Source organism: Amycolatopsis sp. NPDC043889 (assembly GCF_056435645.1).
Genome location: NZ_JBWKEC010000036.1, coordinates 71,378 through 82,861, shown reverse-complemented (window position 1 = coordinate 82,861; position 11,484 = coordinate 71,378). Strand labels below are relative to the sequence as shown.

11 protein-coding genes are annotated in these 11,484 nt (G+C 69.3%); 3 read left to right on the top strand and 8 right to left on the bottom strand.

Going from position 1 to position 11,484, the window contains the following annotated elements; translation table 11 throughout:
- The 3 genes from AC0685_RS38005 to AC0685_RS37995 all read right to left on the bottom strand — a co-directional run.
- The coding region (locus tag AC0685_RS38005; protein WP_478229912.1) for a DUF222 domain-containing protein at positions 1-965 on the bottom strand (965 nt) is incomplete at its 3' end.
- 274 nt (positions 966-1,239) lie between these two features.
- A complete protein-coding gene (locus AC0685_RS38000; protein ID WP_478229911.1) occupies positions 1,240-2,823 on the bottom strand; it encodes an AMP-binding protein in 1,584 nt (527 codons plus the stop codon).
- 80 nt (positions 2,824-2,903) lie between these two features.
- Positions 2,904-3,464 carry a TetR/AcrR family transcriptional regulator gene (locus AC0685_RS37995; protein ID WP_478229910.1) on the bottom strand — a complete coding sequence of 187 codons (561 nt, stop codon included), beginning with the start codon at positions 3,462-3,464 and terminating at the stop codon, positions 2,904-2,906.
- A 125-nt stretch (positions 3,465-3,589) separates the two neighbouring features.
- On the opposite strand from AC0685_RS37995, the gene AC0685_RS37990 reads away from it, so the two are divergent.
- From AC0685_RS37990 to AC0685_RS37980, 3 genes are all read left to right on the top strand, one after another.
- Positions 3,590-4,294 (top strand): alpha/beta fold hydrolase, encoded by a 705-nt coding sequence (locus AC0685_RS37990; protein WP_478229909.1) that lies wholly within the window; start codon positions 3,590-3,592, stop codon positions 4,292-4,294.
- A 64-nt stretch (positions 4,295-4,358) separates the two neighbouring features.
- Positions 4,359-5,003, top strand: a complete 645-nt coding sequence (locus AC0685_RS37985) for a flavodoxin family protein (RefSeq protein WP_478229908.1) — start codon at positions 4,359-4,361, stop codon at positions 5,001-5,003.
- Positions 5,004-6,023: a LacI family DNA-binding transcriptional regulator gene (locus AC0685_RS37980; RefSeq protein ID WP_478229907.1), complete on the top strand. Its 1,020-nt coding sequence runs from the start codon at positions 5,004-5,006 to the stop codon at positions 6,021-6,023.
- Here the strand turns inward: AC0685_RS37980 and AC0685_RS37975 are convergent.
- From AC0685_RS37975 to AC0685_RS37955, 5 genes are all read right to left on the bottom strand, one after another.
- The gene (locus AC0685_RS37975; protein WP_478229906.1) at positions 6,020-7,321 is read right to left on the bottom strand and encodes a serine/threonine-protein kinase; all 1,302 of its coding nucleotides are present in this window, start codon (positions 7,319-7,321) and stop codon (positions 6,020-6,022) included. The two genes, AC0685_RS37980 and AC0685_RS37975, sit on opposite strands and share 4 nt — an antisense overlap.
- 36 nt (positions 7,322-7,357) lie before the next feature.
- On the bottom strand, positions 7,358-7,990 hold the full coding sequence (locus tag AC0685_RS37970; protein ID WP_478229905.1) for an SGNH/GDSL hydrolase family protein: 633 nt from the start codon (positions 7,988-7,990) through the stop codon (positions 7,358-7,360).
- A complete protein-coding gene (locus tag AC0685_RS37965; RefSeq protein WP_478229904.1) occupies positions 7,987-8,748 on the bottom strand; it encodes a sugar phosphate isomerase/epimerase family protein in 762 nt (253 codons plus the stop codon). Before AC0685_RS37965 ends, AC0685_RS37970 begins: the two co-directional genes overlap by 4 nt.
- Positions 8,745-9,782, bottom strand: a complete 1,038-nt coding sequence (locus tag AC0685_RS37960; protein ID WP_478229903.1) for a LacI family DNA-binding transcriptional regulator — start codon at positions 9,780-9,782, stop codon at positions 8,745-8,747. The genes AC0685_RS37965 and AC0685_RS37960 overlap by 4 nt, the downstream gene beginning before the upstream one ends.
- Positions 9,783-10,041: 259 nt before the next feature.
- Positions 10,042-11,484: a chondroitinase-B domain-containing protein gene (locus AC0685_RS37955; protein ID WP_478229902.1), complete on the bottom strand. Its 1,443-nt coding sequence runs from the start codon at positions 11,482-11,484 to the stop codon at positions 10,042-10,044.

Below are 11,484 nucleotides of genomic sequence, written 5' to 3'. Positions count from 1 at the left end.
CTGCGGGTGGCGCGGCCGATGTCGAGGGGTTCGCTTTCGGTGCCGAGGACGGCGGGGATGATTTTGGCGTCGCAGGCGAGCATGCGGGCGTGGCGGGCGGTGATCTGGGAGACCTCGTCCACGCAGGCGGATCCCAGTCCGGAGGTCAGGGTCTCCAGGGGGATGGTGACCACCACCGTCGTCCGATCCCCGGACAGCGTGGGAGCCTTGTCGTTGGTCATGGCGTAGTGGATGGCGTCGAACAAGGCGTCGCCGTGGCGTTCGCCGGGGGTGCGGGGGTCGCGGTTGCCGTCTTCGTCGATGGGTCTTCGTTGTCCCCAGGTTTCGAACAACGCGTTGGCGCGGGCGCCGAATTCGGGGTCCAGGAGGCCGTTGAGCCGCCACCAGCCGTCGTCGCGTTTCCGGAGATGGACCTCACGCGACGGCGGCTTCAGGTCTTCGTCTTTGGGCTCGTTGCCGTCGGGATCCAGGTGCGCCAAGAGTTCGGCGCCGCCGTTGACGATCTGCTGCGGCCCGGCGTGGCGGGCCAGGTCCACCAGGATCTGTTCCGCGCCGGATCGGTCTTCGGCGGATACGTCGGCGGGGATTTTCTTCAGTACCGCCAGGAGTGGGTCGAGTTGCTGGTGCCCGAGGTCCCCGTCGGCCGCGGCGGCTCCGGCGATGGGGGCGAAAGCGGGGGCGGGGGTGCCGTCCAGGTTCCGGCTTTCGTTCACCGCCAGCGCGCGGGCCACGGTGTCGCGAGCTTCTTTCGGGCTGATCCGGGCGGTCTCGGCGAACCAGCCCGCGGTCGAACCGTGCCCGAACAACTCCATCGGACCGCGGGACTCGATCTCGGCCAGGAACTGCCCGACCTCGGCCAAAGCCTGTCGTGCCACCGACAACCGCTCGACCACGCCGTGCGCGAGCTCGCGCGCACCGGCACGCCACAGCTCCTGCGGCGGTTCGAGGATTCGTTGGCTGGACACCCCGCAAGAATACCAGCGTTCGAACAGGTGTGCGAATATGAAAAGCGCTTCGGAATTTGTTTCGCATTCTGGCGAAGGCGGGGATTTCGACCTGAGTGGGTCATAAGACAAACGAGGCAGGTCGCAAAGTCACCTTCGCAAAGTTAAATCTTGCGAAGGTCTACTTGCCGACGTGCCCCTTGGTGACCACCCGCCGCGTCCGACACATCCGCCTTGCCCTCAATGACTTGCGGGAGATCGAAAGACCTCAGACGAGGTCCGATGTGGACAGAGCTCACAGCTCCCGAAGCAGATATCGCTGCAGCTTCCCGCTCGCATTGCGCGGCAATGCCTCGATGAACCGCACCCGCCGCGGATACTTGTACGGCGCCGCGGTCGCCTTGGCGTGGTCCTGCAATGCCCGCACCAGATCCACGCCCGGCTCGATACCGGGCCGGGGAACGACGAACGCCGTCACGACCGAGCCGCGATCGGGATCCGGCGTGCCGATCACGGCGCATTCGTCCACGTCCGGATGGGTGAGCAGGACCTCCTCGACCTCGGGGGCGGCGATGTTGTACCCCGACGAGATGATCATGTCGTCGCTGCGCGCGACGAACCGGAAGTAGCCGTCGGTGTCGCGGACGTAGGTGTCGCCGGTGAGGTTCCAGCCGCCGCGGACGTAGTTCTGCTGGCGCGGGTCTTCGAGGTAGCGGCAACCGGTGGGCCCTCGAACCGCCAGGAAACCGGGAGTGCCGTCGGGAACGGGCGAACCGTCGGCATCGAGAACGGCCGCTTGGTAGCCGGGCACGACTTTGCCGGTGGCGCCGGGACGCGCGTCGCCGTCGGCGGAGGAGATGAACACGTGCAGCATCTCGGTGCTGCCGAGCCCGTCGATGAGCGGCCGTCCGACGATCTCCCGGTACTGCTCGGCCACGGGAGCGGGAAGCGACTCGCCCGCCGAGACGGCCCGGCGTACTCCGGTCAGCAACTGGCCCTCGCCTGCGTTCAGAATCGCCCGGTACGCGGTCGGGGCGGTGAAGAGAACGGTGACGTTCTTCGTGGCGACGATGGCGGCGAGTTCCGCCGGGGTGGCGCGCTCGACGAGCAGTGTCGCCGCGCCCGCGCGCAGAGGGAAGACCAGCAGGCCGCCGAGGCCGAAGGTGAAGGCCAGCGGCGGTGTACCGCAGAAGAGGTCGTCGGACGTCGGGCGTACGACGTGGCGGGAGAAGGTGTCGGCGATCGCGAGCAGGTCGCGATGGAAATGCATCGTCGCCTTCGGGGATCCTGTCGTGCCGGAGGTGAAGGCCAGCAGGGCGACGTCGTCGGCCGCGGTCGGGACATCGGCGAACGTCACCGGATGCCGTTCCGCGCGGGCCGCGAGTTCGGTTCCGTAGGACACGACGGGGAGATCGGGCGGGAGTTCGTCCAGCAGTCGTTCGTCGCAGACCGCGACCGCGGGTTTCGCGCGGCCGGCGATCTTGTCGAGTTCGGTGCGCCGCAGCATCGGCATGGTAGTGACGGCCACCGCGCCCGCTTTGAGCACGGCCAGCCATGCCGTCGCGAGCCAGGGTGTGTTGGTGCCCCGCAACAGCACCCGGTCTCCGGGAACGACCCCGAACTCGGTGACCAGGACGTGGGCGACGCGGTTGGCGCGGGCCAGGACTTCGCCGTATGTCCACGTTTCGGCGGGGGAGAGCAGGCATGGCCTGTCGTGGCCGAGGCGCGCGGCGGTGTCGTCGAGCAGCCCGGTCGCGGCGTTCAGTCTGTCCGGGTACCGGAGTTCCGGCAGGTCGAACACGAACTCCGGCCACTGATCGGCGGGCGGCAGCCGGTCACGGCAGAACGGGTCGACGTGCGCGCTGGGAGAAAGCCTCATCGTCGCCGCTCCTCGGTCCGGCCGTGCCCCCTTCCGCGAAGGTAGCACTTGTTACGACCGTCGAGAAGACGCGATGAACGTCAGGGGACGAGCTCGGCCACGGCTCGGTGCAAAGTGGTGCGCACGGTCGCGGCGTCGTCGAGGTTCCCGCCGTGAAGCGCGCCGTCGCGGAGGAGGACGAGGGTGCGGGCGGCGTGCTCGGGATCGGCATGACCCGCGTCGCGCGCCAAGTCGCGAAGCACGCCGAAGAACCAGTCCCGGTGGTCGTCGATGACCTGGCGCACCTGGTGCGCGGGATCGGGGTACTCGGCCGCGGCGTTGAGGAACTGGCAGCCGCGGAAGTCGTCGTCGAGCGTCCGGTCGCCGACGATGCCCAGTGCGGCGAGCAGTGCTTCGCGAGCGGGCTTCCCTTGCGTGACCGCGTCGACGCCCGCGCGGATCCGCTCGCTCGTAGTGCTCAGGTAGGCGGCGACGAGGTCGTCCTTGGTGGGGTAGTGGCGGTAGAACGTCGCCCTGGTCACGGCCGCTTCGGAGACCAGGCGCTCCACGCCGACGGCATGGATGCCCTCGGCGTAGAAGAGTCGCGACGCTGTCTCGAGCAGCCGGATCTTCGGGTGGACGTCCCGATCGACAGTCGGCATTCCCCAACCTTAGAGAAAGAACGGTCATTCCACTAGGTCGGCTTCGTCACGTTGCGGAAGACCTCGCCGGCGAGCATTGTTCAGGCAGAAAGACCGATCGTTCTCCCTGAACTGAAGGAGTCATCATGAGCAACCAGAAGCCCACCATCGTCCTGGTCCACGGCGCTTTCGCCGACTCGTCCAGCTGGAACGGCGTCGTCCCGAAGCTGCGTGAGCAGGGCTATCGCGTGCTGGCCGCCGCGAACCCGCTGCGCGGGATCGAGTCCGACGCGGACTACGTGTCCGACGTCGTCAACGGCGTGGACGGTCCCGTGGTGCTGGCCGGGCACTCCTACGGCGGCGTGGTGATCAGCCGTGCGGCCACCACCGCGCCGAACGTCGAGGCGCTCGTCTACATCGCCGCTTTCCAGCCGGAGGCGGGGGAGAGCGTGTTCGAGCTGTCCGGCCGGTTCGAAGGCGGCAAGCTCGGCCCGGACACCACGAACGTCCTGGCCGCGCAGGGTGAGCTGTCGATCAAGCCCGAGAACTTCTCGGACGTGTTCGCGGCCGACGTCCCCGCGGAGACCGCCGACGTCATGGCGGTCACCCAGCGTCCGGTCACCGAGCGCGCGCTCGCCACGCCGTTCGACGGTGAGCCGGCGTGGAAGAACCTGCCTTCGTGGGCGCTGATCGCCGAGCAGGACCACGCGATCCCCGCCGCCGCGCAGGCGTTCATGGCCGAGCGTGCCGGTTCGGAGGTCACCAGGGTCGACGCTTCGCACGCTGTCTCGGTCTCGCGGCCGGACGTCGTCGCGGAGGTCCTCCTCGCCGCGGCGGCCAAGGTCGCTTGACAGGGGAAACCCTCCCCGGAGAGACTGCTAAAACGTTTTGGCAGTCTCTCCGGGGGAGAACCGCATGAAGGTCTTGGTGCTCGATTCGAGCCCACGCCGTGAAGGCAACTCCTGGGCGCTCGCGCAGGCGCTGGCCAAGGGGGCGGATGAAGCCGGGCACACGGTCGGCTTCATCCGGCTCTCCGATTTCGTCGAGTCGCCGCTGGGGGACTGCCGCGGCTGCCGGTTGAGCGACCGGTCCTGCGGCATCGGCGACGGCTACGAGCGCCTGTTGTTCGATCATGTGCTCCCGGCGGACGCGATCGTCTACGCGACACCGCTGCACTGGTACGGCATGACCGGACGGCTCAAGTCCTTCTTCGACCGGCTTTTCTGTTACACCTCCGGCAGTTCGCCGCATACCGCGGAGGTCGTGCCGGGGTTGATGCACAAACGCGCCGCGGTGCTGATCTCGTGCGAGGAGAGCTACCGCGGCGCGACACTCGGCCTGGAGGCCCAGTTCCAGGAGCTCACCCGATACCTGCGCCAGGACCTCGCCGGGATCGTGGTCGGCGTCGGCAACAGCCGGGGCGAGGTGGAGCGCGATCCCGCGCGGCCGCTGGCGGCGGCGGCGGACCTCGGCCGTAGGCTGGGCGACGCCCATGTCACCGACTATCGGCTGGACACCGACCGGCCGAACCGCGTTTGGGGACCGCCCGTGGAGGCCTGAGTGTCGCCGACCATCCGTGACGTCGCCGCCGCCGCGGGGGTTTCGATCACCACCGTTTCCCATGTGCTCAGCGGGCAAGGCCGGATCTCCGAGGAGACCCGGCAGCGCGTCGCGAGGGCGGCGGCCGAACTCGGTTACCAGGCCAGCGTGCACGCGCAGCAGCTGGTCACCCGGCGCAGCCGCACGTTGGCGATCCAGCTCGCGAACTCGGTCGACGCGAGCAGCGCCTGCGCGCTCGTGCCCAATTCGGACTACTTCCTGGAGGTCCTCAACGGCGCGGCCGAGGCCGCGTCGAAAGGTTCGTACGCCCTGCTTCTGACCCCGATGGACGCCGACCTCGACCGGCTGAACGCCTTCGCCGTCGACGGCGCGATCCTGGTGGATCCCCGCGGAGACGAGCCTTTCTTCGCGACCGGCTGGTGCCAGGACAGGCCGCTGGTGACCGTCGGACGTCCGATGGCGGCGCCGTGCCCGGTGCCGGTCGTCGTCGACAACGACCTCGTCGCGGCCGCCCGGCTGATGCTGGATCACTTGGCGGACAACGGTTACGAGCGGCCGTCGATGATCGCCACCGACACCGCCCGCTCCTACGCGGCCGATCTTGTCGCGGGGTACACCGGCTGGATGGAAGGCCGGGGGCTGGAGCCGGTGGTGGCCGAGATCGACGAGCCGCCGACCACCGAAGGCACGGCGGAAGCACTGGGCAGACTCCTCGACCGGCGGGTGTGCCCGGACGCCGTTTTCACGACATCGGAGAACCTCGCCCTCGGCGTCCTCCACGAGGCCCGCCGCCGACGGCTCGCGGTGCCCGGCGCGCTCGGGATCTGCAGTGCGGTGGACAGCGGTTCGCTCCGCCTCGTTTCGCCGCAGGTGACCGGGATGTTCGTGCATCCACGCGAGGTGGGCGGCCGTGCGGCCACGGCGTTGATGGACCTCGTCGAGGGGAAGACGGCCGACGGCGAGCCGCGCCGGATCGAAGTCCCCGTGCGTTTGAACGCGCGGGAATCGACCGCTCGCTAAGAACTCCGGCACACCGCGACCGGTGCGGCCCCGCCGTCGCCCTCGGTGGTCGCGATGAACCCGAAGGTGGTCGTCCCGCCGACGGGCAGTACCGCGTTCCAGTCCACTTCGGACACTCGTACGCGATCGCCGTCCTGCGTCAGGGAACCGTTCCACAGGTTGGCGATGCGGGTGCCGGGCGGCAGGGTCCAGCTGACCTCCCAGCCGGTGAGCCGGGTGTCCTGGGCGTTCCGGACGGAGACGCGGATCTCCGAACCGCCGGGCCAGCGGTTGGCGACCTCGTATCGCGCTTCGCACACCGGTTTCGCAGCCGAAGGCAACGGCGCCGCCACTGGAGCGGCGGCGTCGGGCGGACCGCCGTCGAACAGCAGGATCCCCGCCAGGACACCACCCGCCGCGACCACGCCGCCCGCGATGGCGAACGGCAACCGCGAACGGCGGGTGGGCGCGGGAAGCCGTTTGGTGCCGGACAGGATCGCCGGACGGCCGTCGGCGACGGCGGCGAACATCCGCGCGGCTTCGGCCATGTCCGGCCGTTCCCGCGGATCGCGCCGGAGCAGCCGCAGCACGACGTCCGTGAGCGGGCCGGTGGATCGCGGTGCGATGATCTCGCCGCGGGCGACCCGTTTGAGGAGGGCGATCTGGTTGCCGTCGGTGCCGAACGGCGGCGCGCCTTCCAGCACGGTGTAGAGCGTGGAGCCGAGCGAGAACACGTCCGACGGGTACCCGGGTTCGTCACCGTCGGCGACCTCGGGGGAGAGGTACGCCGGTGTGCCGACGACGAGACCGTCGCCGGTCATCGTCCCTTCGCCCGTGGCGTGGGACAGGCCGAAGTCGGCGATCTTCGCTTGCCCGTCCTCGGTGATCAGAATGTTGTTGGGTGTGACGTCCCGGTGCAGGATGCCGTCCTCGTGGGCGGCGGCCAGCGCGGAGGCGATCTGCGCGCCGAGCTCAGCGACGCGGCCCGCGGGGAGCGGGCCGCCGTCCGCGAGGAGTTCCGTCAGCGGCCGCGATGAGAGGAACTCCATGATCAGGTACGGGGTTCCGTCCTGTTCGACGACGTCGTAGACGGTGACGGCGTGCGGATGCTTGATCCGCGCGGCGACCCGGGCCTCCCGCATCGCGCGCACGATCGACCGGAACGGCGCGTCGCCCGGGGAGTTGTCCGGCAGCAACTGCTTGACCGCGACCGTGCGGTCGAGCCGCTCGTCCCGCGCCTGCCACACCACGCCCATCGCGCCCCGGCCGACCTTGTGCTCCAGCCGGTAACGACCGGCGATGATGGCGTTCCGGTTCACGGGGCAACTGTATCGGCCAGGCTTGCCGGGCACGGCCTAGGTGAGCCTGGCCTCCTCGACCGGTGCACCGGCCGCCGCGAGCCATGCTTCGGCGAGTAACCGGTGACCCAGCGGGCTGGGGTGGACGCCGTCCGGGGCGAGCGTCGCCGCCCCGTGCTCGGCCGCCGCGCGCGGCATGAACAGGTCCGCGCGCACCAGCCGCGCGCCGAACTCGGTCGCCACGTCGATCGCCGCTTCGACGCGGGGCGCCAGATCACCGAGCCACTCCCGCTGTCCCGGCTCCACCGGCAGCAGGAACGGCGTGATCACGTACAACTCGGCCGGGAGGTGCTCCCGCGCACCGGCCAGCAGCCGGGAGTAGGCGGCACGGAACTTCCCGATCGGGCTCGACAGGCCGCGATCGAAGGTCCGCCAGGTGTCGTTGATGCCGATCTTCACCGTCAGCACCGTCGGGCGCGCCGCGAGGACGTCGATGGCCCACCGGGCTTCGAGGTCGTAGATCCGGTTTCCGTTGACGCCTCTGTTGATCACCTCCGGTCCGTCACCGACGAAGTCCGCGATCTGCCGGACATACCCCTTGCCCAGCGACGCGGGATCGGCGCGATCGCGGCTGGAGTCGGTGATGGAGTCGCCGGCGAAGAGCAACCTGTCGGTTTCGGTGAACCTCACGCGCCCGCCTCGATCAGCTTCCGCAGCGAGTCGGCCTCGCCAGGGAGCAGGTCCGGATCGTTGTCCGGGACGAACTCCAGCAGCGCGTCGAGCGGCCGTCCGGTCCTGGCGAGCAGGCCGAACGCCCGCGTCCACAGATCCGCCCGGAAGGTCAGCGGATGCCGCTCGTTGCTGGGCCACCACGAGAAGACGTGCACCGCGCGCACGTGGTCGAGCACCAGTTCCAGGCCGGTCAGCGCCTGGTCGTCCGGCAGGTCCTGCGGCGGTTGCCAGTAGGTGCCGAGATTGTCGCGGCCGACCTCTTCGAGCAGCCGGACGGTCGATTCCGCGGTGTCGGTCAGCGTCCCGCCGTGGAACTCCAGCGCGACCTCCAGACCGTGTTCGTTCGCTACGTCGGCGGCCTCGCGGAGACCGGCGGCGACCTGCTCGCGTTCGTCGGGGTCGACGTCCTCGGAGCCCGCTTTGCCCGCCCACACTCGGATCCGCGAGGCGCCGAGCCGGACCGCGGTGGCGGCGATGTCACCGAACTTCCCGGCCTCCACCGGGGTGGCGCGGAAGTAGGAACCGTAGGAGTCGCAGGTCAGCCCGTGCCGTGCCATGGCCTCGAACGCGCGCTCGGCCGCCCAGTCGTCACCGGGGCGCACATGGACGTCCGCGCCCCACTCGATCACTTGCAGGCCCGCCTTTTCGGCGCGGCTGGCGACTTCGTCGGCGTCCAGCCGCCGCAGCGTCACCGAACACAGTCCCGGGCGGATCATTTTCCCTCCAACGGTTGAGTGCTTTCGCGCAGCACGACCTCACCGGTGATCGGCTTGACCCGAGGAGCGGCCGCGCGGTCGTCGAGGATGAAATCGAGTGCTTGTTCTCCCATGCGCTCGATTGGCACACGCACAGTCGACAGCGAAGGCCTTATGTCGCGCAACGTAATAATGTCGTCGAACCCGGCGATCGCGATCTGCGCGGGGACCAGCAGCCCACGGTCGCGGCAGGCGGCCATCGCGCCGACGGCCATCACGTCGTTGACCGCGAAAACGCAGCCGCGGAAGCCGTTCTCGATCGCGCGCACCATCGCCGCGTAGCCGCCGTCGCGGGTGAATTCCGCCCGCAGCACGTGGTTCTCGGGCAGCGGGATACCGTGCCGGGCGAGCCCGTCACGGAAACCGAGGACACGATCCCGCGACGTCAGCAGGCCGGTCGGCCCGGCGAGCACGAGGAAGTCCCGATGCCCGAGCACGGCGAGGTTCTCCGCCAGATCCGCCGCTCCGGCCCGGTTCTCCAGCATGACGGTGTCGAACGGCAGCTTCCGCTGGCCGATCACCACGACCTGACCGTCGGCGGCCTCGAACGCCTTGAGCTCCTTGGTCAGATTCCGTTGCAGGGCACTGTCTTCGTTACGCGACCCGGCGAGGATGACCGCTCGTGCCCGTTGCCCTCGCAACGTGGTGACGTACTCGAGTTCCTTCTCCGGATGGTTCTCGGTGCTCGCGATGGTGACCGTCAGCCCGTGTCGCGCCGCCACGCGCATCACACCCGACGCGATCGAGGAGAAGTACGGGTCGACGATGTCGTGCACCAGCAGCCCGACGACGTTGCCGCGGCCGCGGGCCATCGCCTGCGCGGGCACGTTCGCCGTGTACTGCAGCCGTTCCGCGGCCCGCAGCACCGATTCGCGCAGCGTCACGCTGACCTGTCTGGTCCCGCCGTTGAGCGCCCTCGACGCCGTCGCGAGCGACACTCCGGCCTCGCGGGCGACGTCGGCCAGGGTGGCCGAACCCGCGGCGCGCTGCGCCATGGTTCCTCCTCGGAGTCTGGCGGTGAACCCGCGACCGCGATCGACGTCGGCAGGCCGCCGGCTGGTCTGCCACGTCGCGGTGGACGTGCAGGGCGCCCTGCCACCGCGATGGCGGGGCCTTCGGCCGAGGCGGGTTCACGCGTTTGGTCGCTTCTCGGGTACTTATTCGGCTCCGCCAACGGGCACTCGGTGGTGCGGTGGGCTCACGCCGGTGTGGGCTGACACCGGCGTGAGCCCGGCTCTGATGCCGACCGCCCGGCTACGGAGCGCCGGGGCCGACGTCCGCGGTGGTGAGCGGCCGGTTGGCGATGGCGGCCGTCGAGTACTCGTCGGCGCCGACGTCACGCAGGCTGCCACGGGCTTGACCGTCGATGTCCAGCGTGACCGGTGCGGTCGACAGGGTCGCCGCGTCGATCGCGGGGCTGCCCGCGGCGAGCCGCGAGACGCCGTCGCTGCCCTGCACGAGCTTCGGGTCGATCCGGCGGAAGGTGCCCGCCGGGATGTTGCCGTTCCCGCCCGAACCCCACAGGATGTTGCCGGACCAGGTGAAGTTGCCCGTGGTGCTCATCGCGACCAGGTCTTCGTTGTCGCCGACGAAGATGTTGTCCGAGATCGTGCAGTCGCGCGGTTCGACCGTCCGGTTGGTCTCGCCGGAGAGCGTGCTGCCGTTGTTCAGCAACGTGTTGTGCGCGATGAGCACCCGGTCCGCCGCGTCGTTCTTGCGCCGTGATTCCTTTGATTCACCGGGGAAGTGGTCCCGAACGGTGCCGCTGCCGATGACCAGTGCCCTGCTGGACACGCCGGCGATGTAGTTGTTGAGGATCTTGTGGTCGTTGCCGTAGATCCGGATGCCTTCCTTGCCGCCGAGGATGAAGTTGGATTCGACGACGGACTTGTTCCCGTGGCGCAGAACGATGCCGCCCAGGCTGTTCCGGATGGTGTTGTTGCGGATGAAGTTGCCCGACGACTTGACCGAGATCGCCTCCGGGTCGCCGTTCGCGCGTTCGAACAGGTTGTACTCCACCGTGGCGCCGGCGGTGCTCAGCGCGCGCGGGCTGACGCCGAGCCGGATCGGCTCGCCGCCGTTTTCGCCGGCGAAGGTGTGGTCGGAGAAGTAGTTCCGCACGACGTGGACGCCTGTCGCCATCTTGTCGTCGTCCGCGCCCTCGATGCAGAGCATGACGCCGAGCGTCGTCTTGTGGTGGAAGTGGTTGCGGTCGATCTTGCTGTAGTCGGCGCGGACCATCACCCAGTGCAGGTCCGGGAGGTCGGCCAGCTGGAAGTCGTTGCGGGTCAGGCGGATCCGCGAACAGTTCGCCGGGATCTCCAGGGTGGTGCTCTGCCGGAAATTGAATCCGCTGAGCGTGACGCCGGTGGAGTCGTCGAAGACGAAGCTCTGCTCACCGTTGAGCGTCACGCCGCCGCGGGACTGGGCGACGATGGTGATCGGCTGGTCCTTCGTGCCACGCCTGCCCTTGACGCTGATCGGCTTGCCCGACGGCACGGTGTACGTCCCGTTGTTCACGGTGATGACGTCACCGGGGCCCGCCTGGTTGATCGCGTTCTGCAGTTCGGTCAGCGAACTGACGTTCAGAGCGCACAGCCCCTTCGGTTTGGCCGACGCCGTGCCCGCGGTGACCCAGGGGACGGTGATCAGCGCGGCGCCGAGGGTGGCGCCGCTGAGGAACCTTCTGCGATCCAT